Raw genomic sequence first — 25,409 nt, forward strand, 5'->3', positions numbered from 1 at the left:
CGGCTTTTTGCGTTTCTTTACATTAATAGCCATAACCCTCTATTTCACAAGATTATTTTGCGGGCTTGTTTAGGTAACGTTCGATTTCTAATCATCTCGCAAAGGTATCATTTCAGTGCGAAATCATCGCCCTGAACAGGACGTAGCATTATGAAGACACATCCACAGTACGAACCCTGGTTGCAGGGCATGCTCATCATCGCTAAGCACTATCGGCTGGATTTTTCGGCGGAGCATGTTCGGGTCACGATTAACCATGAAAGCCAGTCTTCGCGCCAGCTGGTGCTGGAGGAGATGGCGCGCCAGCTTGGGCTGGGGATGCGTTGGGTAGCGGCGGAAGCCGTATCGCTCGACCCGTGGCGCTTACCGCTGCTGGCGGAGTTCACCGGCGGGCAAATCGCGGTCATCAACCGTATGGACAACGAAGGGAACATCAGCGTGCAGTTCAGCGGCGACGGCGGCCTGGAGACGACGCTGACGCGTGACGAACTCGGTTCGCGGTTAAAAGGGCTGATGGTGCTGCGTCCCCTGGAGTCCACGCCGGATGCGCGCGTGGATGATTACATCAAACCCTATGAGAAAAACTGGTTCTGGCAGCTGGCGCTGAAAGACTGGCGTCGTTACAGCGATATTATGCTGGTGGCGCTGGTCGCCAACGTGCTGGCGCTCTCCGGCATGGTCTTTTCCATGCAGGTGTATGACAGGGTGGTGCCGTCCCAGTCGGAAGCCACGCTGTGGGTGCTGTTTGGCGGCGTGATGATCGCTATCGTGTTTGAATTCATCATGCGCATGCTGCGGGTGCATATTTCGGATGTGGTAGGGAAACGCGCCGACCTGCGTATTTCCGAGCGCGTGTTTGCCCACGCCCTGCGGATTAAAAACGGCGCACGGTCGAAATCGACCGGGTCGTTTATCGCCCAGATCCGCGAGCTGGAGTCGGTGCGGGAGCTGATCACCTCCACCACCATTGCAGCCATCTCCGATCTGCCGTTCTTCCTGCTGTTCGTCTTCATTCTGTGGATGATTGGCGGCCCGCTGGTGCTGGTGGTGCTGCTGGCCGTGCCGCTGCTGCTCATTCCCGGCCTGCTGGTGCAGCGCCCGCTGGGAAAACTCTCCAGCGAAGGGATGCGTGAATCGGCGATTCGTAACGCCACGCTGGTGGAAGCGGTGCAGGGGCTTGAGGACATCAAGCTGATGCGCGCCGAGCAGCGGTTCCAGAACCAGTGGAATAACACCAATGACGTTGCCGCCAGCGTCGGCATGAAACAGCGCTGGCTGACGGGGCTGCTGCTGACCTGGACCCAGGAGGTGCAATCTATCGTCTACGCCGTGGTGCTGCTGGTGGGCTGTTACCTGGTCATCAGTGGCGACATGACCACCGGTGCGCTGGTGGGCACCTCGATTCTGGCGTCCCGCACCATTGCGCCGCTGTCGCAGATTTCCGGCGTGCTCTCCCGCTGGCAGTCAGCAAAGGTGGCCCGCAAGGGACTGGATGACCTGATGCAGCGTCCGATTGACGATCCCCAGCACGGCAAAAAAGTGCATAAAGCCCACCTGCGCGGTGATTATCAGCTGGACGACGTCGGGTTTTATTACGACGAAGAAGAGAAGCTCACCGTGCTGAACGTCAGCAAACTGCGCATTCGCGCCGGGGAGCGCGTGGCGGTGCTCGGGCGGAATGGTTCGGGGAAAAGCACTTTGCTGCACCTGCTGGCGGGAATGCAGGAGCCACAGCAGGGCAGCATTTTGCTGGACGATATTGCTCTCAATCATCTTGACCCGGCTGACGTACGCCGCGATATGCAGCTGCTCAGTCAGCAGGCGAGGCTGTTCTTCGGCTCCGTACGCGACAACATCCTGATGGGTAATCCGCTGGCGACAGACGAGGAAATTCATCAGGCGCTGGTCAACAGCGGTGCGCTGGAGTTTGTGCGCAAGCAGAAAATGGGGCTGAACACCATCATCAACGAGGGCGGAATGGGGCCTTCCGGCGGGCAACGTCAGGCGCTGCTGCTGGCCCGCGCGCTGATCACCTCGCCGAATATTCTGCTGCTGGATGAACCCACCGCCTGGCTGGATGAGGTCAGCGAGAAGCAGTTTATCCAGCATCTGCACCAGTGGCTCGGTAAGCGCCGGACGCTGGTGGTGGCGACGCATCGTCTGCCGATTCTGGACCTGGTTGACCGCATTATCGTGCTGGAAAACGGCAAAGTGGTGATGGATGGCCCTCGTGATGCCATTTTACGCCAGCACGGAATGGCCCCGCAGCAGGCGCCGCAGCGCACGGTTAAACTGAAAACGGAGGGCGTGGCATGAATGATTTCTCCCGCTTTAATAGCCGACTGAAGGAGCCCCGCCTGCCGCGATCGTCGCTGGTGGCATGGTCGCTGTTTGCCCTGCTGGTGGTGTTTATTAACTGGGCCAGCCTGTTCCAGCTGGATGAGGTCACTACGGGCAGTGGCAAGGTGATCCCGTCCTCCCACGAGCAGGTGATCCAGTCCCTGGAAGGGGGGATTATCCACAGTCTGATGGTGCGCGAAGGCGATATCGTCGAGCGTGGTCAACAGCTTGCCCAACTGGACCGGACGAAAACCGAGTCCAGCGTGCTTGAGAGCGAGTCTCGATTAAATGCTGCGATGGCGACAGCCGCGCGTCTGAATGCTGAAGTGAACGACACCGGGCTGACATTCCCGGCAGAGCTGGATGACGACGTTGAGCTGGTTAAACAGGAAACGGCGCTTTACCAGTCTCGTCGCGAAAGCCTTGAAAAAGGGCTGGCGGGTTTACGCCAGGGAGCGGATCTCGTGCAGCGTGAACTGGCATTAACGCGCCCGCTGGTGACGCAGGGGGCAGCCAGTAAGGTCGAAGTCTTACGCCTTGAACGCCAAAAAAATGAGCTAGAGAGCAAAATCACCGAGATGAAAAACCAGTACTACGTTCGCGCCCGCGAAGAACTGGCGAAAGCGAACGCGGAAATCGAAGCGCAGCGTTCGGTGATGAAAGGGCGTGAAGACTCACTCACCCGCTTAACGTTTAATGCGCCGGTGCGTGGCATCGTGAAAGACATTGACGTGACGACGGTTGGCGGGGTGATCCCGCCGAACGGCAAACTGATGAGCCTGGTACCGCTTGATGACCAGATGGTGATAGAAGCGAAAATCTCGCCGCGCGATGTCGCGTTTATCCATCCCGGGCAAAAAGCGCTGGTGAAAATCACCGCTTATGACTACTCCATTTACGGCGGGCTGGAGGGGGAGGTGACGATGATTTCACCGGATACCCTTCAGGACGAGGTGAAACGGGATGTTTATTATTATCGCGTTTATATCCGTACAGACAGTAACCATCTGACTAACCGGCAGGGCAAGGAATTCCCGGTGTTTCCGGGCATGATAGCTACGGTTGATATCAAAACCGGCAGTAAATCCGTCATTGATTATCTGCTGAAACCGTTAAATAAGGCAAAAGAGGCGCTGCGCGAGCGATAAAAAAGGCGCTCAGCAAGCCGAACGCCCGTCAGATCAGAGTGTAGACGTCATGTTGACAGCATGGCGTCGTTCTTTTGGTACCACATTGATGTAATGTGTGACATAAGCAAAATATAAACCGGCATAATTTTCGACAAGTTCGATAAATGCCGGATAAATGGACATCCGGCCATCGCCGCGATCTTTAAGATAACCTGCCTCCTGTGCCGATTTGATAATGCGGTTGACGTGAATACGCGAGACGAAAAATTCTTTTGCAAGTGTGCTGGCTGAATACGCTATTATGGCACCGTATGCTGTTTTGTTTTTAATGGCCTGCAAATAGAGATAGAGCATAATCATTCGGCCACCATCCTTATCAATAAATAAACCCACCTCCGGAAGTACTTTACTGAATGTTAATCCGCGGAAAAGGTATTCTGCGGCGCGCCGGAAAAAGTTGTGCCTGAGAGTGTCATTGTCCAGAAGATTAACATTAATGTTGAATATCGGATAAAGAATGCTAACAGGCGTGAACGCCCCGGACATATAGCGTTTAAGCTCATCCAGTCCTTTTTCCGTAGGCGCAATTTTTGTTTTTCGCCGATCTTCGGTACAGCGCCAGGTCTTAATTCGCCCGGTGGTTTTAAGTATGGTGATGATCGCAATAACGCTGTTAGGGCTGGCGATATTATAGCGTGAGCACAGTGCCTTAATCTCCGAGACCGACTCAGCCTGATTGCCAAAAACAAAACAACATATTGAGAGGATTATATTGAACCGTGATTCCTGAAGCATCGTTTTGTAGAACAGGGGTTGTTTTTTATAAATGGCGTCATTGATTCTGTAGTGTTCTATTATAGCTTCACTAAATCGCGGGTTGTTTTTAATGACATCCCGTCGATGTAGCAAAGCTCTGGATGAGATGTGATTATCCATAGCATTTTCTCTTTTTTGTCTGAGCCGATGAGAAGAAGTGTCCGGACTTCTTTTTCGGAATTTTCATTATACCTTGAGAAAGTCCTGGTTACTGTTGTTATATGAAAAGAAAATGATATTTATGCTGCATATGGATGAGTCGGTTGATTAACGCAAAGATGTTCATGTGCATAACATTGATAACGGTTTATTAACCAAATGGGGTGCGGTAAAATTATTCAACGCGACAAGGAGTATTGGCTTTAATTACATATGGGAATGATGTTTGTATTCTCAGGAGCAGGTTATGTCTCAAAATTCACCTTCTGTGCAAGATACTTGCTACAAGCAACGGTTTGTTATTTCAGCCTGCGGTTTCACCTTTGAAGGGTATAGCCTGCTTCTGAAATCTCGAGGCGTACACGCCACGCGACTCCATTTTGAAGAGGATGAAATATGTTCCGTTGACGTTGAAAAAATGATGGAAAATCAATCGCCCGAGGTTTCGGTTTTCCTTGGTCGTGACGTTGCTACTTTTCTTGAAAGCCTGAAGCGCTTGGTATCCGTTCTGAATGCACTGCCAGTGATTTGCAGGGTCACCCTGTATGGTGCACTACCTGAGCGATGGCTTAATGCAACGTTGAGAAGTCTCGTTAATAATACAAAAAAGCTTTCCACGATCAGGGTAGAGAATATTACAGAAATAATTGGCTTTGTAAAAAATGAGACAGATGAGCGTGCTGGCCCTTCACGCTTGTTGCGTAACGTACCGGACAAGGAGGGTAAAGAAAATTTGCATGGGTTAACACATCGCGAGTTAACCGTGCTACTGAATTTCTATCGGGGTATTTCCATAAAAGAGCAGAGTAAGAGGTTAGGGCTGTCAGATAAAACTATTTATACCCATCGTAAGGTGGGTTTGGGTAAATTATATATTATCAGCGTATGGTTTAGCGACTCTCGCGTTTTCAGAGATGAGGTTTGTGCAGGAAAAAATAAAACAAAAGTGTTTTCGGAAACGGAAATAGATATATTACAAGCGTTACATAAACGGGAAATCTTTGCGGCTTATCAAATTATCACTGATAGTGATAAAAAAGGAGTTGGATTTGAAATCCTGCTGCGCTGGCATAAAAAAGGTGAGATCCTGAAGCCAGCCTATTTTCTGGGAGGGGTAAAAATAGTGAAATATGGCTCAAGCTAACGGCGTTAGTCATCCATGCGGCCGTATCAGGTATCAATAAATACAATGGAAAATATTATTTTTCAGTTAACATTCCTCCTCAACTTGCTTCGGGAAAAGCGCTGCCGGGGATGGCCAAAAAGGCCATCGAAATGTTACTCAAACCGCAGTGGGCCGGGAAACTGGTCTTTGAACTAGCTGAAACGATTGACGTAACAAAGGATAAAAATATTCCCGAAACACTCCAGCGTTTACGCGCCGAGGGATGTCGGCTTTTTCTGGATGACTGTTTTTCAAAATATCATGCTATGCTGCCCATCAGACTGATTAATGTTGATGGACTAAAGCTTGATCGCGATATTGTTGAGCACTTTGTGGCTAACGACAAAGACTATAGCATTATTAAAGCGATACAGGTTTACAGCGACATGACGGGGACCGAATGCGTTGCGGAAGGCGTCGATAGCGAAGAAAAATTTGAAAAACTTGTCGCGTTAGGGGTTAAGCGATTCCAGGGTTATTATCTTTCCCGCGCGGTTAAAGAAGAAGAGTTGGATCGAATGGTACGGCTATTTAGTTAACGGCTTCACTATGCTGGTGGTACGACAGACTACAGTATTCGACCACCAGTAAAAAACACCCACTCACCGTCGCAATAGTGTATTCTCAGATATCATCACGCGTAAAGCCGACAACAATTTCAAGTGTGTTGCGAATGACATCGCAGGCTTCAGGCTCCTCGGTAATTTCAAGGGCGTGAATCAGTTGCAGGATGATCTCTTTATTCGAAAGGTTGTCACCGGTCAGCATAATACAGCGTATTGCCGAGCCTAACACTTCAACTTCACCACTGAGATGCTTTCCAGCATTAAGAAAGTGTTCCGCCAGTCCTTTATCGTGCAGGGCTTCAAAATTATACGTCTGGTGCATAGTCGCTTTACTCATGGTGGTCACCGTCTCGGTTAAAATTAGTGTTTCTTATTTGGGCTCAGAAGCGTGTTGTGAGTAAAGAGAGAGCGCATGCGGCCAATATCATAATCGCCCATCACTCTTCCCCGGTCGTGCGATACGCCGGTTACACGCTGGCGCACTTCATCTTCAGCGGCAATCAATGCATTTTTACGCTCATCATTTGATTCAACGTTAGCCATCGCCAGCAGGCGATTAGCAAGAGACGCAAAGGTAATAGGTCCGTTCTCTTTCAGTATGGATAATACGGCCTCACCGATAAGGTCATCCTTAAGTCGTTCAAATTTAGTTCTATGCATAGCTTAATCTCACTCTGCTACACGCGGCTGTAGCATGGGGTTAGTCATCGCATCCAGATGCTCTATTCTCACTCAGCATGACTAACTTAGTAAGTTAAAAACAGTGTTCAGGTTAACGCTCGAAGAAGAGGGCTATCAAACCGTTATAGTGCGCTTTCTCAACGTCAGACGTTGATTCTTCAATTCTGCGCAACAGCTTTGTACAAATTGTCATTCTGCTCAGTTGTACATTTTCTTTGATGATCTCACTGACGATGGCACCAAGGGTTTCCTGCTGTGTTGGGACATTATCCTTGTTAAAATACAAGGTTATAGCGCTTTCTGCTGTAGAGGGAGCATGGTTGCGACGCATAATTTTCCACCGTTGACAAACAATTTTGTAACATCACTGGCATCGAATTTATACTATCCGATCAAATCTGTACATCTAAATTGTACAAGTTTTTTCGTGCAGTTCGGGGATTTGTCAGAAGAACTATCAAAATTAGGGGGGAAGAGAGGGAGAAAAACGTGGGGAAAAGAAAAGGCCCCGGAGGGCCTGAAATTATTTCCGTCCCAGCAGAAGTCCCAGAACGATGCCTACCGCACCCGCAGCGATTAAGCCCGTTAACGGGTTATTTCTGACGGCTTCAGTAACATCCGAGACGGCATCACTGGCCTGGGCAGCATATTTTTTCGCTGCACCTTTCACCTGATGTTTAGGGGAATCAACGAATTCACCAAACTGCTGCTGCGCAGAGCCGGATAATTCATCAAGTTTGTTTTTGGCTTTATCGCCAGCGTATTGTGCATTTTTATCAGTGTCGAAATCAGACATTCCAGCCTCCTTTTGTTGATAGTCTAAGGATAGACGCTGATGGCAAGAGTGAGAGAGAATTCGCTGAAATCGACGCCTGAGTACCTCTTTTTAGGATATGTCTTTCTTACATGTCCACCATAACGCCCTAAGGATGGAGTGGATAAATATTTCCCTCGCCGTCTCTGTCTACGTAGCGGGAAGAGACTATTTCTCTCGTGCGTTAGCGCGAAAGGTAATGTAATAGCCAAGGGATGCGGCCAGGCACAGCATATAGCCGAACGATTCCGAACCTTCCTCCACGGCGTTTTTCACGACACGCATATAGCCATGTTCCAGAATGGCGTGCCACAGCACCTGCATCCCAAAGAGACGGGAGAAGACCAGTACAGCCAGCAGGCCGCTCAACAGAATACCGTACCAGGGGGATTGCGTGTATTTTGCCAGCTGTTCCAGGGTAGTGCGAAAATGCATAACGGGGCGAATTATAGCCAGCAGAGCGGTAATCAGCGCGAACCACACCCAACTCCCATGAGAAATGAGGTCAAAAAGCGCGTCCAGTTCACGAATTAACATCGTCAGGAAAAAACCGCCAACCAGTATATTACAGTAACGCATGGATTCTTCCATTTTCGCCAGACGAAAATGGAGAAACACGATAGTCGCTAATACCGTTTCCTGCATGATTTCGGTCAGTGATAATTCCGGAATATCATGGCCGACAAACCGCATATCAACCCAAAGACAAAGAATAATAAGCGCGCATGCGACCGCCGCGCCAACAAAGAATAAAAAGCTCTTTAGTACAATCATTAACACCACCATTTTGTTTGTAGCAGTATGTTAGGTGACGAGAATGTTATTTCTGTTCACATCGTGCCATATAAGTGCTGAATTTTAACATTACGAGCTAAATAGGATTCGTAGCGGCCAGAATAAACCCTAAATATCTTTTGTTCCTTGCCGGCGATGTGCTCATTGCAGCGTCTCTATCTTGTGGTTTACAGAGCAATAACATACGAGGTACCATACCCCCCTATAGTATCAGGAGGGCGTATGCCGCATTCACCCGAAGATAAAAAACGTATTCTGACCCGCGTCCGCCGCATTCGAGGCCAGGTTGATGCCCTTGAACGCGCCCTGGAGTCGGGCGATCCCTGTCTCGCCATTCTGCAGCAAATAGCCGCCGTGCGCGGTGCTGCCAATGGCCTGATGGGTGAAATGGTTGAAATTCACCTCAAAGATGAGCTGGTGACGGGGGAGACCACCCCGGATCAGCGGGCAGTGCGGATGGCGGAAGTCGGCCATTTGCTGCGCTCTTATCTAAAATAAACCCACACACCTCACAACAAGGGAAAGACATCATGAAATCTCGCGCAGCTGTCGCGTTCGGCCCAGGCCAGCCGCTGAAAATCGTTGAAATTGATGTTGCTCCGCCGAAGAAAGGCGAAGTGCTGATCAAAATTACTCACACCGGCGTCTGCCATACCGATGCGTTTACCCTGTCCGGTGACGATCCGGAAGGCGTATTCCCGGCGGTGCTCGGCCACGAAGGGGGCGGTGTGGTGGTGGAAGTGGGTGAAGGCGTTACCAGCCTGAAGCCCGGCGACCATGTGATCCCGCTCTACACCGCAGAGTGCGGCGAGTGTAAGTTCTGCAAATCCGGCAAAACTAATCTCTGTCAGGCCGTGCGCGCCACGCAGGGCAAAGGTCTTATGCCGGACGGTACCACCCGTTTCTCCTATAACGGCGAGCCAATCTATCACTACATGGGGACCAGCACCTTCAGCGAATACACGGTGTGCGCCGAGATCTCACTGGCGAAAGTGAATCCGCAGGCCCCGCTGGATAAAGTCTGTCTGCTCGGCTGCGGTGTCACCACCGGTATCGGCGCGGTGCATAACACGGCGAAAGTGAAAGAGGGTGATACCGTGGCGGTGTTCGGCCTGGGCGGGATCGGTCTGGCGGTCATCCAGGGCGCGGTACAGGCGAAAGCTGGGCGTATCATTGCTGTGGATACCAACCCGGAGAAATTTAAGCTCGCAGGTGAGATGGGTGCGACCGACTTCATCAACCCGAAAGACTACGACAAACCGGTTCAGGACGTGATCGTTGAGCTGACCGACGGCGGCGTGGATTTCAGCTTCGAATGTATCGGCAACGTCAACGTGATGCGCTCAGCGCTGGAGTGCTGCCACAAAGGCTGGGGTGAGAGCATCATTATCGGTGTGGCCGGCGCGGGTCAGGAGATTAAAACCCGTCCCTTCCAGCTGGTGACAGGGCGCGTATGGCGCGGGTCGGCATTTGGCGGCGTGAAAGGCCGTACACAGCTGCCGGGCATGGTTGAAGATGCGATGGTCGGCAAAATTCAGCTCGACCCGTTCATTACGCACCGCCTGCCGCTGGAGCAGATCAACGAAGCTTTCGATCTGATGCACGAAGGAAAATCCATTCGTACCGTCATCCATTTCGGCGACAACTGATTATTCTGCCAGCGGTTTTTCCCGCTGGCATTTCTTCCCTGATCTTCTCTAAAGTGTGACCTGTCTGGCGCTTTTAGGCGTAATCTAATTCCCCGCTGTGCCGATGACTCTTTTACAGGCGTGTTTTTACGCATCTTACCTATAAGAGAGTCGACGGTCATGGACAACACAACATCGATGCAGGCGCAGCACAAGCTGAGTTACTTGCATCACATCCGGCTGGTTCCGCTGTTTTCCTCCATTCTCGGTGGCATTATTCTTTTGTTTGCCTTGAGCTCGGGTCTGGCAGGCTATTTCCTGCTCCAGGCCGATAACGATCAGCAGGATGTCACAGCAGAAATCCAGGTGCGCACCGGTCTGTCAAACAGTTCCAACCATTTACGCACCGCCCGTATCAACATGATCCACGCGGGGGCGGCGAGCCGCATCGCGGAGATGGAGGCGATGAAGCAAAACATCGCTGAGGCTGAGACCCGCATCAGGCAGTCGCAGGATGGATTTGCCGCCTATATGAAGCGCACCGTTCGCACTCAGGCTGATGAAGCGCTGGATGGCGATCTGAAAGCCCGCTATGACGCCTACATCGCCGGTATGCAGCCGATGCTGAAATATGCCAAAAACGGCATGTTTGAAGCCATTATCAAACATGAAAATGAGACCGCGCGTCCGCTGGACGATGCCTATAACGCGGTGCTGCTGAAGGCGATAAAAATCCGCACCGAACGCGCCAACGCACTGACGGCGCAGGCTCACACCCGCACCCGGCTGGGGCTGATGTTTATGTTCGGCGCGTTTGGCCTGGCGCTGGCGCTGGCGGTGATCACCTTTGTGGTGCTGCGCCGTACGGTGATAAACCCGCTTCAGCGAGCCGCTACGCGTATCGAAAATATCGCGAAAGGCGATTTAACCATGCCGGACGAACCGACCGGGCGCAGCGAAATTGGCCGCCTGACGCGCGATCTGCAAACAATGCAGCACGCGCTGGTGACAACCGTGGGCACAGTGCGGCAGGGGGCGGAGGAGATCTACCGTGGAACCAGCGAGATCTCCGCGGGTAATACCGATCTCTCATCCCGAACCGAACAGCAGGCGGCGGCCATCGAACAGACGGCGGCCAGCATGGAGCAGCTCACCGCGACGGTGAAGCAAAACGCCGATAACGCGCATCATGCGAGTAAACTTGCAGAAGATGCCTCCGGTAAGGCCAGCCGCGGGGGGCAGATGGTCTCCGGCGTGGTGAAAACCATGGGTAATATTTCCACCAGCTCGAAGAAGATCTCTGAAATTACCGCCGTGATTAACAGCATCGCGTTCCAGACCAATATTCTCGCGCTCAATGCGGCGGTCGAGGCGGCGCGTGCGGGTGAACAAGGACGCGGCTTTGCGGTCGTGGCGAGTGAAGTCCGCACCCTGGCAAGCCGCAGCGCGAACGCGGCGAAAGAGATTGAAAGCCTGATTAATGAATCGGTGTCGCTTATCGATCAGGGTTCCGGGGAGGTGGTTGCGGCGGGCAATACCATGAATGAGATCGTCGAGGCGGTTAAACGCGTCACCGATATTATGCTGGAGATTGCGGCCGCGTCTGATGAGCAGAGCCGCGGCATTGTTCAGGTGAGCCAGGCGATTTCCGAGATGGATAAGGTGACGCAGCAGAATGCCTCGCTGGTGGAAGAAGCCTCTGCGGCGGCGGCCTCGCTGGAAGAGCAGGGCGCGCGTCTGACGGAAGCCGTTGGCGCGTTTCGTCTCAACGGGGCACGAGCAGGAAGGACTGCTGCCGCAACCGCAGCAAAACCCGCGCCTTTAACCCCGGCGGCGGCTGTCTCAGGTGATAACTGGGAAACGTTCTGAGAAAGACAGACCCGCCCTCGCGGCGGGTTCTGCGTTTAGGGTCAGAGAGGCATTGACTTACGAATGGCGCTTAACAGCGTTTGGGCGCCTTCAGAGAGCGGGGCATCTACCCGCGTCAGGATCCCAATCGGTTCTCCCGCGCCGGGCGATGTTACCGGCAGCGCGGTGAGCACGCCGCGTCGCAGATCGTCCTTCACCGCGCCGGACGGCACAAACCACACGTAGTCATAATCCACCGTCAGCTGGCGCGAAAGAGACGCCGAGAGCGTTTCAATACACCCTGAAGGCAGCGTGCAGCCCTGCATTTGCAGCAACGCTTCCGCATTCTGACGCGGAACCGTTCCTTTCGGGGAAACTACCACCGGCCACTCCATTACGCGGCTTAAGGTGACGGTATCCTGCAGCAGGGGATGATTCGGACGCACGACCAGCTTCAGTGATTCCAGGAACAGCAGCTCGTAATTCAGGCCGCTCATCAGTTCCGGATCGGACATCCGGCCAATGCCCAGATCCAGCTCTCCTGACTTCAGGCCCGCCAGCAGCATGGTGTTATTCATGGTCGCGACCTGAAGCGTGGCGTGCTTTTGCTGGCGGTGGAACTGGCCGATCGCCGCAGGCAATATGCCCAGCGCCGCCGTTGGCAGTGCCCCCACGCGCACGATGTCGCTGGCCTGCTCTTCTTTACGGTTTAAGGCCTGACCGGCGGTATTGAGGGCATCAAGAACTTTAACGGCATGCGTCAGGAACTGTTCGCCTACGAGCGTAAGCTGAGCGCCCAGACGGCCGCGGTCGAACAGACGGGTTCCGGTAAGCTGTTCCAGTTCGTTGAGCGTTTTGGATAGTGCAGGCTGACTAAGGTTAAGGGTTTCAGCCGCTCGCCCCAGCGTTCCCTGTTGAGCGACGGCCACAAATGTATGCAAATGGCGCAAGCGTATGCGCTGACTGAACAGACCATTTTTTTCCATAGGCGATCTTAAAAACAGAGCGACGCGGGTGACAAGTTAAGTTGTTTGAATTTGATAACCTGATAGCAAAATATTTTTAACATTTGATCTGTTTGAGTTACAACTGTTTTTCGAAAACGCCCATGCTTTGACCACTCGTCTGCCTGGATCACAATTTGTAAATTCTTCCCAACGAAAAGAACGGGCTTCTCTACACTCCAGGTAGTATTCACTGGAGGCATGACATCATGGCGAACACCATCACGGCTGATGATATTCGGGAACACTTTTCGCAGGCTATGTCGGCGATGTACCAGCAGGAAGTTCCGCAGTACGGCACCTTGCTGGAACTGGTGGCGGACGTTAACCTGGCGGTTCTGGAAAATAACCCACTTTTACATGAACAACTGGCAAATGCAGACGAACTGGCGCGCCTGAATGTTGAACGTCACGGTGCGATCCGCGTTGGCACCGCGCAGGAGCTTTCCACCCTGCGCCGGATCTTCGCCATTATGGGCATGTACCCGGTCAGCTACTACGATCTCTCCCAGGCGGGCGTGCCCGTCCACTCGACGGCGTTTCGTCCGACTGACGATGCGGCGCTTTGCCGTAATCCGTTTCGCATTTTTACCTCGCTGCTACGCCTGGAGCTGATTGAAAACGTTGCGCTGCGCGAAAGGGCGGCAGAGATCCTCTCCCGGCGCAACATCTTTACGCCGCGCTGCCTGGACCTGATCGACCTGCATGATGTACAGGGACACTTTACCGAGGCACAGGCGCGCGAATTTGTGCAGGAAGCCTTAGAAACCTTCCGCTGGCATCGCCATGCGACGGTCGATCAGGAAACCTATCTGGCGCTTAGTAACGAACATCGCCTGATAGCCGACGTGGTCTGTTTCCCGGGGTGCCATATCAACCATCTCACGCCGCGCACGCTGGATATCGACCGGGTACAGGAGCTGATGCCGAAGTACGGCATTGAGCCGAAAATCCTGATTGAAGGCCCGCCGCGCCGCGAGGTGCCGATCCTCCTGCGCCAGACCAGCTTTAAGGCGCTGGAAGAGCCGGTGCTTTTCGCGGGAGAACACAAGGGTACGCATACCGCGCGTTTCGGTGAGATTGAGCAGCGGGGCGTGGCCCTTACGCCGAAAGGACGCGAGCTGTACGACCGTCTGTTAAATCAGGCCGGGACCGGCAAAGACAACCTGACCCATCAGCTTCACCTGCGCGAGATCTTCAGCACCTTCCCGGACAGCGAAATGTTCCTGCGCCGTCAGGGGCTGGCTTATTTCCGCTACCGTCTGACTCCGACAGGTGAGGCGCATCGCCACGCGTTTCGTCCCGGCGACGATCCGCAGCCGCTGATCGAACGCGGCTGGGTTGTGGCGCAGCCGATCACCTATGAGGATTTTCTGCCCGTCAGCGCGGCGGGGATTTTCCAGTCGAATCTTGGCAATGAAACGCAGGCGCGCAGCCACGGCAATGCCAGCCGCAATGCCTTCGAAGCCGCGCTCGGCTGTGCGGTGTACGACGAGTTTACGCTTTACGAGGAGGCGGAAGCGCGCAGCAAACAGCGTTGCGGTTTGCTCTGAAACCGTTACTCTGCAGGGGTGTGATGGAAAAAGAAGGTTGGTATGGAAAATCCCTCCGCCCCTGTAGTTGAAACGCGCCAGGGCGCACTAATTGGTTCTACTGAAGGCGATACCCATGTGTGGTGTGGCATTCCTTATGCGGCACCGCCGGTTGGCCCGTGGCGCTGGCGCTCCCCACGCCCCCCTGCACGCTGGGATGGCGTGCGTCCGGCGACGGCGTTCTCCGCCTCCAGTTGGCAGAGCAGCGAAAGCTGTCAAGAGCTGGGCGGCGGCGATCCTGGCCAGTTCTCTGAAGACTGCCTGTACCTTAACATCTGGTCGCCAGTCGTACGCGCCGATCCGCTTCCGGTGATGGTCTGGCTGCACGGCGGAGGATTTACCCTCGGCGCTGGCGGTCTGCCTCCGTATAACGGCAGGGCGCTGGCGAAGCGCGGTACGGTGGTGGTGACAATTAATTACCGTCTCGGCCACCTCGGCTTTTTTGCCCATCCGGCGCTTGAGGGGGAAGAAGAACGCGTGGTGCATAACTTTGCGCTGCTCGATCAGATCCAGGCCCTGGAATGGGTGCGCGATAACATTGCCGCGTTCGGCGGCGATCCTGAGAACATCACCGTATTTGGCGAGTCGGCCGGTGCGCGCAGCGTGCTGTCGCTGATGGCTTCTCCGCTTGCGGGAGGACTGTTCCATAAAGCCATTGTGCAAAGCGGGTACACGCTGCCCGACACCCCGCGCGAGCAGGCCATGCATAAAGGCGAAGCGATTGCTGCCCATTTTGGCCTGCAAAATGCCACCGCGGAACAGCTTCGCGCGATCCCGCCTGAGGCGTTCTGGCCGCTGACCTCGCCACTGAATATCGCCCCTGCGCCCATCGTGGGTGACTGCGTTTTGCCTGAGGCCATGCTCGATGTCTTTTTCGCTGCCCGTCAGCATTCAGTACCGGTGATGATTGGGTCAAACAGCGACGAAGCCAGCGTGATGTCGGTGTTCGGGGTCGATCTTGCCGGGCAGATCCAGAAGCTCCGTCGCGAGCGGCGCTTTGGCCTGGGGCTGATCAAGCTGCTTTATCCGGGCGTGAAGGGCGATGAGGAACTCGGCAGGCAGGTTTGCCGCGACATGGCCTTTACCACCATGGGATACGTGGTGATGCAGGCGCAGCAGCGGGCAGGCGGCCTGTGCTGGCGATACTGGTTTGATTATGTGGCCGAAGCGGAGCACGCGACGTATACCAACGGCGCCTGGCACGGTAACGAAGTGCCCTACGTGTTCGATACCCTTGGGCAGGTGGAACCCTCGCGGCAGTATGTAAATGAACGCGATCTGGCCTTCGCCGCTCAGGTGGCGGACTACTGGGTGAGCTTCGCTCGGGATGCGGGAGCACGCGATAGCCTGGTGGGGCCAACGCGCTGGCCCGCCTGCCGGAAAGGGCGGGACGTGTTGTTGCGCATCGGTGTGAATAAACATGCAGGTTTTCGGCTTGAAAACCGTTTTATGCGTGCCCGTATGAGCCTCTTCAAACGGGTAATGAAACACCACGTCAGCCTCGACTGAGCAGACAGGCACGAAACGCATCCAGCCCGTTCTCCGGGTCGGGTGCGTCGCGTAACACCAGCCGGTAGGTCGCCCCCGTCTTTATGCTCGTATCATAAGGCCGCATCAGCCGTCCGGCGCGCACGTCCTCCTCCACCAGCGTTTCATCCGCAATGGCGATGCCCAGCCCCTGAATGGCGGCGGTAATGGCCAGATCCATGGTTTCAAAGTGTTGATTTTTGAGCATAGCTGGCGCCGGACGCGGCTGTTTCGCCAGCCACAGCGTCCAGTCCGTTTTGTCCCGCGTGGGGTGAAGGAAGGTGAGTGTTTCCAGCGCAGAACCGGCCCGCAGCGGGCTCATCACCGGGGTTAAGGCCTCTTCGAACAGCAGATCGCCGGCGCTCATGTGCGTTCCAAACACAATCGCCGCGTCATAGGATTCGGTTTTGAAATTGACGTTATGATCGGTGGTAGTGGTCAGCGCAATCTGGAGTTCCGGCTGTTCGCGCTCGACCTGTAACAGACGCGGTACCAGCCAGCGCATCGCGCAGGTAGGCGCTTTCAGACGAATTACGGTCTGGTGCGTCCGCGCCTGTTCAGCAACGTTAAGCAGGTGCTCAAACGCAGATTGCAGTTCCGGCAGCAGGGCGCTTCCCTGTGAAGAAAGACGCAGGCCGCGAGCATGGCGTTCGAACAGCGGGAAGCCGAACCAGCTTTCCAGCGAGGCAATTTTGCGGCTTACCGCCCCCTGCGTCAGACAAAGCTCCTTCGCGGCATGGGTAAGATTCAGGTGACGCGCGGTCACGATAAACGTCTCTACGGCATTAAGCGGAAATGAACGACGCGACATATCTCACCTTAGCTATGCGTTTTTGTCATGGCTATTATGACAACAATTCGATTGTCCCGGCAATCAAGTTATTGTTTGAATAGTTATGCATTCACCACGAGAAGGGACAGAGGATGACTTTGAAAACGCCGGTGCAGACCCGCTCTAAATTGCCCGATGTAGGAACCACCATTTTTACCGTTATCGGCCAGCTTTCAGCCCGGCATAACGCCATCAACCTTTCTCAGGGTGCGCCGAATTTTTCCTGCGACCCAAAACTTATCTCCGGCGTCACTCGCGCCATGGAGTCAGGGCATAACCAGTATGCCTCCATGACCGGGCTGCAACCGCTCAGAGAGCGCATCGCGGACAAAATTGCCACGCTCTATGGCACCCGCTATGACCCGGCGAGTGAGGTACTGGTGACCGCCAGCGCCAGCGAAGGGCTTTACTCAGCCATCAGCGGGCTGGTTCATCCTGGCGATGAGGTGATCTATTTCGAGCCCTCCTTTGACAGCTATGCGCCGATTGTCCGTCTGCAGGGGGCGACGCCGATCGCTATTAAGCTGACGGTACCGGATTTTGCCGTGAACTGGGATGAAGTACGCGCGGCTATTACCCCGCGCACGCGGATGATCATCGTCAATACGCCGCACAACCCGAGCGGACAGGTATTTTCAGCCGCCGATCTGCACCAGCTGGCAGTGCTGACGCGCCACACCGACATCATCATTTTGTCTGACGAAGTGTACGAGCACGTCGTTTTTGATGGCGAACCGCATCACGGGATGGCGACGCACCCGCAACTGGCGGAGCGCAGCGTGATTATTTCTTCTTTCGGAAAAACCTATCACGTCACCGGCTGGCGCGTGGGTTATTGTGTGGCGCCCGCGGAGCTGATGGATGAAATATGTAAGGTCCATCAATTTTTAATGTTCTCGGCCGATACGCCGATGCAGTACGCGTTTGCCGAACACATGACCGATCCGCAAACCTGGCTGTCGCTGGCGGCGTTTTATCAGCGCAAGCGCGATCTGCTGCAAAGTTTGCTCGCCGACTCACCGTTCAGGCTGCTTCCGAGTGCCGGTTCGTTCTTCCTGCTGGCGGATTACAGCGGCTTTAGCGACGAGCGCGACAGCGAGATGGTGAAAAGGTTGATTGTTGAGTACGGGGTTGCCACCATTCCGCTGTCAGCGTTTTATGCCGATGGCACGGACAATAAACTGATCCGTCTCTCTTTTGCGAAAGATGAGGCGACGTTACGGGCAGGTGCCCAGGCCCTTTGTCGGGTTACACCACGTTAAGGAATTTGAGATGAAATTACGCGCGTTAGTTGTCGGCATAGGACTGCTGTGTTCATTCTCGTCGTTTGCTGCTACCGAGTTGCGATACGGGCTGGAAGCGGAATATCCGCCGTTTGAAAGCCGCAATGCCTCAGGGGAGCTGGAAGGATTTGACTTAGAACTGGGAAATGCCATCTGTAAAGCCGCCGCGCTGAAGTGCAACTGGGTAGAAACCTCGTTTGATGCGTTGATTCCCGGTCTGCTGGCGAAAAAGTTCGACGCCATAAACTCGGCGATGAACATCACCGAACAGCGTCGTAAGAGCATTGATTTTACCCAGCCCATCTACCGTATTCCCTCCCAGCTGGTGGGCAAAGCCGGTTCTGCGGTAGAGGCCACGCCGGAAGGGCTGAAGGGCAAAACCATCGGCGTTCTCCAGGGTTCAATTCAGGAAACCTACGCCAAAGAGCACTGGGAAAAGCACGGTGTCACCGTGGTGTCTTATAAAGATCAGAATATGGCCTGGGGAGATCTGCTGAATGGCCGCATCGATGCCTCGCTGGTCATGTCAGCGGCCGGGCAGGCAGGTTTCCTCAGCAAGCCGCAGGGTAAAGGGTTTGGCTTTATCGGCAAACCGGTGTCGGACGACACCATCCTCGGCAGTGGGATCGGCTTTGGGCTGCGTAAGGGGGATGAGGCCACCAAAAAGCAGCTTGATGCCGCAATTGATAAAGTACGTGCCGACGGCACGATCGCTAAACTGGCTGATAAGTACTTCCCGGGTATCGATGTCAGCGTAAAATAACCGCCTCGTTGGTCCCGGCTGTTGATGTCCAGCCGGGACTCTTTTATACATAACTTTACCCCTTTTTCAGGCCGTTCTGGTCGACAGAAAATATTTCTCGGTTTGTTCAGATAATCACCCGCCAACAATTGGATTCTTAACCGTTTTTGTTTAGGCTGTGCGTTCTTTCTTGCCGTCATTTCGCTGCGCGCGAAACTCATTCACACGACCATAAGGACGTTTTCTCAGGCATGAATCGCAGACGTTTTCTCAAAGGTTCCCTGGCAATGGCTGCCCTGAGCGGCACTTCTGGCCTTGTTTCTCTGTTTTCCCAGGCGGCGTATGCTGCTGACTCCGACATTGCCGACGGTCAGAGCCGTCGCTTTGACTTCTCTGTTCTGCAATCCATGGCGCACGATCTGGCGAAAACCCCGTGGGGTGGTGCGCCGCGTCCGCTGCCGGAAACGCTGGCCACCATGACGCCGCAGGCGTACAACGCCATCCGTTACGATGAGAAACAGTCGCTGTGGAATAACATTGAAGGTCGCCAGCTGGACGCCCAGTTCTTCCATATGGGGATGGGATTCCGCCGCCGCGTGCGCATGTTTTCGCTGGATCAAACCACCTCTCAGGCGCGTGAGATCCACTTCCGGCCTGAGCTGTTCAGCTACGGCGATACGGGCGTGGATACCCGCCAGCTTGAAGGGCAGAGCGACCTCGGCTTCGCCGGATTCCGCGTCTTTAAAGCGCCGGAGCTGGCGCGACGCGATATCGTTTCGTTCCTGGGCGCGAGTTACTTCCGCGCAGTGGATGATACCTACCAGTACGGCCTTTCCGCACGCGGGCTGGCGGTGGATACCTTTACTGACACCCCGGAAGAGTTCCCGGATTTCACCTCCTTCTGGTTTGAAACCGTTAAGCCGGGCGATACCACCTTTACCGTCTATGCGCTGCTGGACAGCCCGAGCATTACCGGTGCCTATAAGTTTGTGATCCACTGTGAGAAGAGCCAGGTGATCATGGACGTCGAAAACCATCTCTATGCGCGCAAAGACATCAAGCAGCTCGGCATCGCGCCGATGACCAGCATGTTCAGCTGCGGCAACAACGAACGCCGCATGTGCGACACCATTCATCCGCAGATCCACGATTCAGACCGCCTGGCAATGTGGCGCGGTAACGGAGAGTGGATCTGCCGACCGCTGAACAACCCGCAAAAGCTGCAATTTAACGCTTATCTGGATAAAAACCCGAAAGGCTTTGGTTTGTTGCAGCTTGATCGGGACTTCTCCCATTACCAGGACGTCATGGGCTGGTATAACAAGCGACCAAGCCTGTGGGTCGAGCCGCGCAACAACTGGGGTAAAGGATCCATCGCCCTGATGGAGATCCCGACAACCGGCGAGACGCTCGATAACGTGGTCTGCTTCTGGCAGCCGGAAAAACCGGTGCAGGCGGGTGATGAGCTGGACTTCAAATACCGTCTCTACTGGAGCGCGCAGCCACCGGTGCGTTCACCGCTGGCAAACGTCTACGCTACCCGTACCGGTATGGGCGGCTTCCCGGAGGGCTGGGCGCCGGGTGAAAATTACCCGAAAGTGTGGGCCCGTCGCTTTGCCATCGACTTCGTCGGGGGCGATTTGAAGGCCGCCGCACCGAAGGGCATTGAGCCGGTGATCACCCTGTCCAGCGGTGAAGCGAAGCAGGTGGAGATCCTCTACGTCGAGCCGTTCGACGGGTATCGCATTCTGTTTGACTGGTACCCAACCTCTGACTCCACCGAGCCGGTCGATATGCGTCTGTTCCTGCGCTGTCAGGGCGACGCCATCAGCGAGACCTGGCTGTACCAGTATTTCCCGCCCGCGCCGGACAAACGTAACTACGTTGACGATCGGATCATGCGTTAGTCCTTATGGGTTTGTGCCGGGTGGCGGCTTCGCCTTACCCGGCCTGATCCGGACGCATTTGTAGGCCGGGTAAGCGTTAGCGCCACCCGGCAATTAAGAGGCACTATGTCTTCAGAAATTATCCCCGTAACCCAGGAAATCGAGCTTCGCGCCGTCGAAGAGCGCTATACCACCGATCTGCATAACCTCGTTATTAAAAACAAAACCTGGCTGCAAACCGCCTTCGACTGGGCGCAGCATGTCGGCACTGAAGAGGACACGCGCCGTAACGTGCAGAGCAACCAGATGCTGCACCAGCGCGGCTACGCCAAAATGTTCCTGATTTTCATGAAGGACGAGCTGGTGGGCGTGCTTTCTTTTAACGCGATAGAGCCTGCGAATAAGGCCGGGTACATCGGCTACTGGCTTGACAAAGCGCATCAGGGACAGGGCATTCTCTCTCAGGCGCTACAGGCGTTTATGCGCTATTACGTTGAGCGCGGCGAGATCCGCCGCTTTGTGATCAAATGTCGCGTGGCTAACCATAACAGTAACCGCGTGGCGCAGCGCAACGGTTTTGCGCTGGAAGGTTGTTTGCGGGAAGCGGAAATGCTCAACGGCCGCTTCGATGACGTAAACCTGTACGCCAGGTTATTCCCGCTATAGCGCCCCCAGCAGCGGCGTCCGGGTGATCCGCGTGTCACCGTTGATCACTTTGGCTCCCCGGACGTGAATGCTTTCACCCTCCAGCGCCTCGATCGCCGCATCGTCTGTCATCTCCACCTGATGCTCAATCAGGACATCACCGCTGATACGCGCGCGCCCCTGAATAACGACCTTGTCATCAATCAGGATCGGCCCGCCGCGTAACCACGCCTCGCTACCAATCAATACGTGGTGTTTAATCACGCAGTTACCTTCGACGAGGGCGTTTTCCGCGACCTGTGAACTGTACCGCACGGTCGGGATCGCATCATCCTCTAAACCGGCCAGCAGGCGGGCGTTGCCGTACACTTTGGCGCAGTCGCACACCCAGACGTTATTAAGCGCGTTGCCCTCAAGAATGGCGCGGTCGAACACCTCCGCGCGGTGCTCAACAAAGGCCCAGGTCACCATGGCATCGCCGTAGATTTGCGCCTGATGCACAATACGCGACTGGCTGACCGTGGCTCTGTCGTAAATCTGCAGGATCTGCTCACGGTCGGGTGTCAGCCCTTTGGCTGCAATCACCATGCTGTTATGCAGCACCCGCGCGTCACCCGCGATACGGCATTCCCCGCGTACGGTGGAGTGCTGGATAGTGACGTTGTCACTTATTGCCGCGCCATGACTCACCTCTGCCGCGTCAAGCCAGCTGTTGCCGCCTACGAGTGCGCGGTGGCTTACGATGCAGGGTTGGGTGAGGCGGGCGTTGCCGGATATCCTGGCCCCGGCAAACACCACGCTGTTTTCATCATAAACCCAGCAATCCCCGTCCTGGGCGAGCGCGTGTTCATCCTCAACCCAACCACCTTTTGTCCCGCTGGTCACATCGTTAAAATCCTTTGCGGCAATAATCTGTCTGAGTAGGGTTGTGCACGGCGTTGATCCGTCCTGCCAGCGCCAGAGACGCGTTTCATTGCTAAGCCTGTATTTTGTCATCGTGTTTTCCCTGAAAAGCCATTCACTAAACGTAGCAAACTTTTGGCGTTTCGAAGTGCTGGCGTCTGCACGGTAAACCCCTTAAAATGGCATTTAAAATACATTTTAAAGTTTAAAAAAAATGCATAACCAAGACCAACGCGTTCTTAACTTGCCCGCCGGTTATTTCGGTATGGTTCTGGGTACCATAGGTATGGGGTTCGCCTGGCGTTATGCCGGTACTATCTGGCCGGTGACGCGCTGGCCGGGCGACATCCTGGTGGCGCTGGCGGTGGCGATCTGGTTCCTGCTGAGCGTGGCGTTTCTTACCCGTGCGGTACGGTTTCCACATAGCGTGCTGGCCGAGATGCTGCATCCGGTAATGAGCAGTTTTGTCAGCCTGTTTCCAGCCACAACGCTACTGGTGGCCATTGGCTTTGTGCCGTGGTGCCGACCAGTGTCGCTGGTGCTGTTTAGCGTAGGCGTGGTGATCCAGCTTGCGTATGCCGCCTGGCAAAGCGCCGGGCTGTGGCGCGGTAAGCATCCGGAAGAGGCCACGACGCCGGGACTGTATCTGCCGACGGTAGCGAACAATTTTATCAGCGCCATGGCCTGCGGTGCGCTGGGTTTCCACGATGCGGGGCTGGTGTTCCTTGGTGCCGGGGTCTTTTCCTGGCTGAGCCTCGAGCCGGTCATTCTGCAACGCCTGCGCAGCGCGGGCGAACTGCCCGCGGCGCTTCGTACTTCGCTCGGGATCCAGCTTGCGCCTGCCCTGGTGGCCTGTAGCGCCTGGTTTAGCGTCAACGGCGGCGAAGCGGACACCTTCGCCAAAATGCTTTTCGGCTATGGTCTGTTGCAACTCCTGTTTATGCTGCGTCTGATGCCGTGGTATCTGTCGCAGCCGTTCAACGTGTCGTTCTGGAGCTTCTCGTTCGGGGTGTCGGCGCTGGCGACCACCGGTTTACATCTGGGGCAGAGCAGTCCGTCAGGGTTCTTTCATGCCCTCGCGGTTCCCCTGTTTATTTTCACCAACATCATCATCGCGATGCTGCTGGTCCGTACTTTTATCTTGCTGATGCAGGGCAAACTTCTGGTGCGCGCTGATAAGGCACTGCTAATGCAATCTGAGGAAAAATAATGACTGTCGATGAAAACTACTTTACTGAGAAATATGGGCTGACCCGCACGCACTCAGAGGTCCTGCTCAGCGCGGACATTGTTAAGCCGGGAAAAACGCTCGATCTCGGTTGCGGAAATGGCCGTAACAGCCTCTACCTCGCTGCCAACGGCTATGACGTGACGGCGTGGGATAAAAACCCGATGAGCATCGATAACATCGAGCGCATTAAGGCGGCGGAAGGGATCGCGAATCTGCAAACGGCGATAAAGGATCTGAACAACCTGACCTTTGACGGCGAATACGACTTTATTCTTTCCACCGTCGTGTTGATGTTTCTCGAAGCGAAAACCATCCCTGGTCTTATCGCCAATATGCAGCGTTGCACTAAACCAGGCGGCTATAACCTGATCGTTGCCGCCATGGATACGGAGGACTATCCGTGTACCGTCGGTTTCCCGTTTGCCTTCAAGACCGGTGAACTGAGCCACTACTACGAAGGCTGGGAGCTGATCAAGTACAACGAAGAGGTGGGGGAACTCCACCGTACCGATGCCAACGGCAACCGTATCAAGCTGCGCTTCGCCACCATGCTCGCACGCAAGCCCGCTTAACGCGCGGCCAGCAGACAGAGTTGCAGGGCCGTGCGACAGGAGGCCTCGAACGACGACAGCGGTAAAAACTCAAACTTCGAGTGGAAGTTATGGGCGCCGGTGAAGAAGTTCGGGGTGAGCAAGCCTTTGGCTGACAGGGCCGCCCCGTCCGTGCCACCGCGCATGGGGATCGGTTTTGGGGTGATACCGAGCGATTCCATCGCCTCGAACATCAGGTCGATCGCGCGGCGGTCTTCGCCAATCGCATTGCTGATATTGCTGTAGGTATCTTCAATGCGATACTCCACGTTTGCCGTGGGATGCTGCGCAGCAATCCGCGCTGCCACATCGGCAATTTGCTGCTTGCGGGCGGCAAAACCCTCTTTGTCAAAATCACGAATGTTGGCTTTCAGCACCGCTTCGTTTTGCCCGGCCTGGATGCCGTTAAACCAGATATAACCTTCGCGCCCCTCGGTGCATTCCGGGGTTTGCTGGCGATCGAAATGGCTGATGAAATCCGTTGCCATCAGCAGCGGGTTGACCAGCACCCCTTTGGCGGACATCGGGTGCGCCGTGACGCCGGTAAAGCGAATTTCAGCCGCCGCCGCGTTAAAGTTTTCGTAAACAATTTCCCCCAGCTCGCAGCAGTCGATGGTCCAGGCAAAATCGACGTCGAAGCGCTTCAAATCCAGCGCTTTCGCGCCACAGAGACCAATCTCTTCATCGGGCACAAACGCCACCACAATATCGCCATGCTTATGTTCAGCGGTGAGGTTTTCCAGCACCGTCATGACCACGGTGACGGCCGCTTTATTATCTGCGCCTAATACGCTGGTTCCGTCGCTGAAAATAATCTCCTCATCAGGATAAGCCAGAATTTCCGGGTGCTCATTTACGCGCAACCAAATATCTTTTTCTTTATTCAGGCAGAGATCATCTCCCGTAAAGGTTAATATTTGTGGATGAATATCCGGGGATAAACCGACGTCAACGGTATCGATATGGGTAATAAAACCAATCCGCGGCGCGCCGGGAATATTGCCTTTTTTTACGGCGGTAACGGTGGCGAACTCATCAATCACAATATCGTCTAACCCCAGCGTTTCCAGCTCCTTCGCCAGCTCCCGCGCCATGTCGTGCTGGCCCGGGGTGGAGGGCAGGGTTTTGACTTTCGGGTCGCTCTGGCTGGTGATGGCGAGATAGCGGAAAAAGCGTTGGGTTAATTGTCTGGAGAGTTCTGAGCCCATAGTGTTTCCTTCTGTATTTATTTT

The 25,409-nt window shown here is 54.7% G+C and carries 23 protein-coding genes and 1 pseudogene; 14 read left to right on the plus strand and 10 right to left on the minus strand.

The features are described from left to right. Positions 1-150 precede the first annotated feature (150 nt). A complete protein-coding gene (locus ACQG2Q_RS11595; protein WP_271079891.1) occupies positions 151-2,316 on the plus strand; it encodes a type I secretion system permease/ATPase in 2,166 nt (721 codons plus the stop codon). Continuing rightward, positions 2,313-3,488 (plus strand): HlyD family type I secretion periplasmic adaptor subunit, encoded by a 1,176-nt coding sequence (locus tag ACQG2Q_RS11600; protein WP_063849023.1) that lies wholly within the window; start codon positions 2,313-2,315, stop codon positions 3,486-3,488. The genes ACQG2Q_RS11595 and ACQG2Q_RS11600 overlap by 4 nt, the downstream gene beginning before the upstream one ends. A 33-nt stretch (positions 3,489-3,521) precedes the next feature. Here the strand turns inward: ACQG2Q_RS11600 and ACQG2Q_RS11605 are convergent, their stop codons facing one another. Continuing rightward, positions 3,522-4,406, minus strand: coding sequence for a MarR family transcriptional regulator (locus tag ACQG2Q_RS11605; protein WP_096216887.1), 885 nt, complete (start codon positions 4,404-4,406; stop codon positions 3,522-3,524). A 286-nt stretch (positions 4,407-4,692) separates the two neighbouring features. Here ACQG2Q_RS11605 and ACQG2Q_RS11610 point away from each other — a divergent pair. Beyond that, a pseudogene (locus tag ACQG2Q_RS11610) lies at positions 4,693-6,149 on the plus strand (EAL domain-containing protein). A gap of 85 nt (positions 6,150-6,234) precedes the next feature. Here the strand turns inward: ACQG2Q_RS11610 and ACQG2Q_RS11615 are convergent. The 5 genes from ACQG2Q_RS11615 to ACQG2Q_RS11635 all read right to left on the minus strand — a co-directional run bounded on the left by ACQG2Q_RS11615 (position 6,235) and on the right by ACQG2Q_RS11635 (position 8,445). Further along, complete coding sequence (locus tag ACQG2Q_RS11615) at positions 6,235-6,513, minus strand: biofilm development regulator YmgB/AriR family protein (RefSeq protein ID WP_075208094.1); 279 nt, start codon at positions 6,511-6,513, stop codon at positions 6,235-6,237. A gap of 23 nt (positions 6,514-6,536) precedes the next feature. After that, the gene (locus ACQG2Q_RS11620; protein WP_023300066.1) at positions 6,537-6,836 is read right to left on the minus strand and encodes a hypothetical protein; all 300 of its coding nucleotides are present in this window, start codon (positions 6,834-6,836) and stop codon (positions 6,537-6,539) included. Positions 6,837-6,948: 112 nt separating this feature from the next. Next, a complete protein-coding gene (gene ycgZ, locus ACQG2Q_RS11625) occupies positions 6,949-7,188 on the minus strand; it encodes a regulatory protein YcgZ (RefSeq protein WP_003857265.1) in 240 nt (79 codons plus the stop codon). 192 nt (positions 7,189-7,380) lie between these two features. Further along, complete coding sequence (locus ACQG2Q_RS11630) at positions 7,381-7,653, minus strand: DUF883 family protein (RefSeq protein WP_003857263.1); 273 nt, start codon at positions 7,651-7,653, stop codon at positions 7,381-7,383. A gap of 186 nt (positions 7,654-7,839) precedes the next feature. After that, positions 7,840-8,445, minus strand: a complete 606-nt coding sequence (locus ACQG2Q_RS11635) for a hypothetical protein (protein ID WP_058676668.1) — start codon at positions 8,443-8,445, stop codon at positions 7,840-7,842. A 243-nt stretch (positions 8,446-8,688) separates the two neighbouring features. Here ACQG2Q_RS11635 and ACQG2Q_RS11640 point away from each other — a divergent pair, with 243 nt between their 5' ends. From ACQG2Q_RS11640 to ACQG2Q_RS11650, 3 genes are all read left to right on the plus strand, one after another. Beyond that, on the plus strand, positions 8,689-8,964 hold the full coding sequence (locus tag ACQG2Q_RS11640; protein ID WP_003857256.1) for a metal/formaldehyde-sensitive transcriptional repressor: 276 nt from the start codon (positions 8,689-8,691) through the stop codon (positions 8,962-8,964). Between the two features lie 32 nt (positions 8,965-8,996). Further along, complete coding sequence (locus ACQG2Q_RS11645; RefSeq protein ID WP_017693450.1) at positions 8,997-10,115, plus strand: S-(hydroxymethyl)glutathione dehydrogenase/class III alcohol dehydrogenase; 1,119 nt, start codon at positions 8,997-8,999, stop codon at positions 10,113-10,115. 159 nt (positions 10,116-10,274) lie between these two features. Further along, positions 10,275-11,963: a methyl-accepting chemotaxis protein gene (locus ACQG2Q_RS11650; protein WP_063849025.1), complete on the plus strand. Its 1,689-nt coding sequence runs from the start codon at positions 10,275-10,277 to the stop codon at positions 11,961-11,963. Between the two features lie 41 nt (positions 11,964-12,004). Here the strand turns inward: ACQG2Q_RS11650 and ACQG2Q_RS11655 are convergent, their stop codons facing one another. Then, positions 12,005-12,928, minus strand: a complete 924-nt coding sequence (locus ACQG2Q_RS11655; RefSeq protein WP_022648073.1) for a LysR substrate-binding domain-containing protein — start codon at positions 12,926-12,928, stop codon at positions 12,005-12,007. A 227-nt stretch (positions 12,929-13,155) separates the two neighbouring features. On the opposite strand from ACQG2Q_RS11655, the gene hglS reads away from it, so the two are divergent. Together hglS and ACQG2Q_RS11665 are read left to right on the plus strand one after the other, a co-directional pair. Beyond that, entirely contained in the window at positions 13,156-14,499 is a 1,344-nt protein-coding gene (gene hglS / locus ACQG2Q_RS11660) for a 2-oxoadipate dioxygenase/decarboxylase HglS (protein ID WP_022648074.1), read from the plus strand. Positions 14,500-14,541: 42 nt separating this feature from the next. After that, positions 14,542-16,047 (plus strand): carboxylesterase/lipase family protein, encoded by a 1,506-nt coding sequence (locus tag ACQG2Q_RS11665; protein WP_063849026.1) that lies wholly within the window; start codon positions 14,542-14,544, stop codon positions 16,045-16,047. Here ACQG2Q_RS11665 and ACQG2Q_RS11670 read toward each other — a convergent pair. After that, on the minus strand, positions 16,034-16,876 hold the full coding sequence (locus ACQG2Q_RS11670) for a LysR family transcriptional regulator (RefSeq protein ID WP_063849027.1): 843 nt from the start codon (positions 16,874-16,876) through the stop codon (positions 16,034-16,036). The genes ACQG2Q_RS11665 and ACQG2Q_RS11670 overlap by 14 nt on opposite strands. Positions 16,877-16,989: 113 nt before the next feature. Here ACQG2Q_RS11670 and ACQG2Q_RS11675 point away from each other — a divergent pair, with 113 nt between their 5' ends. The 4 genes from ACQG2Q_RS11675 to rimL all read left to right on the plus strand — a co-directional run bounded on the left by ACQG2Q_RS11675 (position 16,990) and on the right by rimL (position 21,474). Continuing rightward, the gene (locus tag ACQG2Q_RS11675) at positions 16,990-18,159 is read left to right on the plus strand and encodes a pyridoxal phosphate-dependent aminotransferase (protein ID WP_032624285.1); all 1,170 of its coding nucleotides are present in this window, start codon (positions 16,990-16,992) and stop codon (positions 18,157-18,159) included. 10 nt (positions 18,160-18,169) lie between these two features. Further along, complete coding sequence (locus ACQG2Q_RS11680) at positions 18,170-18,943, plus strand: ABC transporter substrate-binding protein (RefSeq protein WP_063849028.1); 774 nt, start codon at positions 18,170-18,172, stop codon at positions 18,941-18,943. Positions 18,944-19,173: 230 nt separating this feature from the next. Further along, positions 19,174-20,829 (plus strand): glucan biosynthesis protein D, encoded by a 1,656-nt coding sequence (locus ACQG2Q_RS11685; protein WP_063849029.1) that lies wholly within the window; start codon positions 19,174-19,176, stop codon positions 20,827-20,829. 105 nt (positions 20,830-20,934) lie between these two features. Beyond that, on the plus strand, positions 20,935-21,474 hold the full coding sequence (rimL, locus tag ACQG2Q_RS11690; RefSeq protein WP_022648080.1) for a 50S ribosomal protein L7/L12-serine acetyltransferase: 540 nt from the start codon (positions 20,935-20,937) through the stop codon (positions 21,472-21,474). Here the strand turns inward: rimL and ydcK are convergent. Beyond that, a complete protein-coding gene (gene ydcK / locus ACQG2Q_RS11695; RefSeq protein ID WP_426759168.1) occupies positions 21,469-22,449 on the minus strand; it encodes a YdcK family protein in 981 nt (326 codons plus the stop codon). The genes rimL and ydcK overlap by 6 nt on opposite strands. A gap of 121 nt (positions 22,450-22,570) precedes the next feature. On the opposite strand from ydcK, the gene tehA reads away from it, so the two are divergent. Together tehA and tehB are read left to right on the plus strand one after the other, a co-directional pair. Further along, positions 22,571-23,566 (plus strand): dicarboxylate transporter/tellurite-resistance protein TehA, encoded by a 996-nt coding sequence (tehA, locus tag ACQG2Q_RS11700; protein ID WP_063849031.1) that lies wholly within the window; start codon positions 22,571-22,573, stop codon positions 23,564-23,566. Next, complete coding sequence (tehB, locus tag ACQG2Q_RS11705) at positions 23,566-24,159, plus strand: tellurite resistance methyltransferase TehB (RefSeq protein ID WP_023300079.1); 594 nt, start codon at positions 23,566-23,568, stop codon at positions 24,157-24,159. The genes tehA and tehB overlap by 1 nt, the downstream gene beginning before the upstream one ends. Here tehB and pepT read toward each other — a convergent pair. After that, complete coding sequence (gene pepT / locus ACQG2Q_RS11710; RefSeq protein WP_023306176.1) at positions 24,156-25,385, minus strand: peptidase T; 1,230 nt, start codon at positions 25,383-25,385, stop codon at positions 24,156-24,158. The genes tehB and pepT overlap by 4 nt on opposite strands. Positions 25,386-25,409 lie beyond the last annotated feature (24 nt).

This window comes from Enterobacter cloacae complex sp. 370H10 (assembly GCF_050031535.1).
GTDB lineage: Bacteria > Pseudomonadota > Gammaproteobacteria > Enterobacterales > Enterobacteriaceae > Enterobacter > Enterobacter intestinihominis.

Bases quoted from the DNA above. Each gene is read 5' to 3' on its own strand.
- ACQG2Q_RS11655 (WP_022648073.1), bottom strand. From the start codon at position 12,928: ATGGAAAAAAATGGTCTGTTCAGTCAGCGCATACGCTTGCGCCATTTG.
- ACQG2Q_RS11635 (WP_058676668.1), bottom strand. From the start codon at position 8,445: ATGATTGTACTAAAGAGCTTTTTATTCTTTGTTGGCGCGGCGGTCGCA.
- ACQG2Q_RS11650 (WP_063849025.1), top strand. From the start codon at position 10,275: ATGGACAACACAACATCGATGCAGGCGCAGCACAAGCTGAGTTACTTG.
- ACQG2Q_RS11620 (WP_023300066.1), bottom strand. From the start codon at position 6,836: ATGCATAGAACTAAATTTGAACGACTTAAGGATGACCTTATCGGTGAG.
- ACQG2Q_RS11630 (WP_003857263.1), bottom strand. From the start codon at position 7,653: ATGTCTGATTTCGACACTGATAAAAATGCACAATACGCTGGCGATAAA.
- ACQG2Q_RS11675 (WP_032624285.1), top strand. From the start codon at position 16,990: ATGACTTTGAAAACGCCGGTGCAGACCCGCTCTAAATTGCCCGATGTA.
- ACQG2Q_RS11670 (WP_063849027.1), bottom strand. From the start codon at position 16,876: ATGTCGCGTCGTTCATTTCCGCTTAATGCCGTAGAGACGTTTATCGTG.
- ACQG2Q_RS11605 (WP_096216887.1), bottom strand. From the start codon at position 4,406: ATGGATAATCACATCTCATCCAGAGCTTTGCTACATCGACGGGATGTC.
- ACQG2Q_RS11645 (WP_017693450.1), top strand. From the start codon at position 8,997: ATGAAATCTCGCGCAGCTGTCGCGTTCGGCCCAGGCCAGCCGCTGAAA.
- pepT (WP_023306176.1), bottom strand. From the start codon at position 25,385: ATGGGCTCAGAACTCTCCAGACAATTAACCCAACGCTTTTTCCGCTAT.
- rimL (WP_022648080.1), top strand. From the start codon at position 20,935: ATGTCTTCAGAAATTATCCCCGTAACCCAGGAAATCGAGCTTCGCGCC.
- ACQG2Q_RS11600 (WP_063849023.1), top strand. From the start codon at position 2,313: ATGAATGATTTCTCCCGCTTTAATAGCCGACTGAAGGAGCCCCGCCTG.
- ACQG2Q_RS11665 (WP_063849026.1), top strand. From the start codon at position 14,542: ATGGAAAATCCCTCCGCCCCTGTAGTTGAAACGCGCCAGGGCGCACTA.
- ACQG2Q_RS11680 (WP_063849028.1), top strand. From the start codon at position 18,170: ATGAAATTACGCGCGTTAGTTGTCGGCATAGGACTGCTGTGTTCATTC.
- ACQG2Q_RS11595 (WP_271079891.1), top strand. From the start codon at position 151: ATGAAGACACATCCACAGTACGAACCCTGGTTGCAGGGCATGCTCATC.
- ACQG2Q_RS11685 (WP_063849029.1), top strand. From the start codon at position 19,174: ATGAATCGCAGACGTTTTCTCAAAGGTTCCCTGGCAATGGCTGCCCTG.
- hglS (WP_022648074.1), top strand. From the start codon at position 13,156: ATGGCGAACACCATCACGGCTGATGATATTCGGGAACACTTTTCGCAG.
- ycgZ (WP_003857265.1), bottom strand. From the start codon at position 7,188: ATGCGTCGCAACCATGCTCCCTCTACAGCAGAAAGCGCTATAACCTTG.
- ACQG2Q_RS11640 (WP_003857256.1), top strand. From the start codon at position 8,689: ATGCCGCATTCACCCGAAGATAAAAAACGTATTCTGACCCGCGTCCGC.
- tehB (WP_023300079.1), top strand. From the start codon at position 23,566: ATGACTGTCGATGAAAACTACTTTACTGAGAAATATGGGCTGACCCGC.
- tehA (WP_063849031.1), top strand. From the start codon at position 22,571: ATGCATAACCAAGACCAACGCGTTCTTAACTTGCCCGCCGGTTATTTC.
- ACQG2Q_RS11615 (WP_075208094.1), bottom strand. From the start codon at position 6,513: ATGAGTAAAGCGACTATGCACCAGACGTATAATTTTGAAGCCCTGCAC.
- ydcK (WP_426759168.1), bottom strand. From the start codon at position 22,449: ATGACAAAATACAGGCTTAGCAATGAAACGCGTCTCTGGCGCTGGCAG.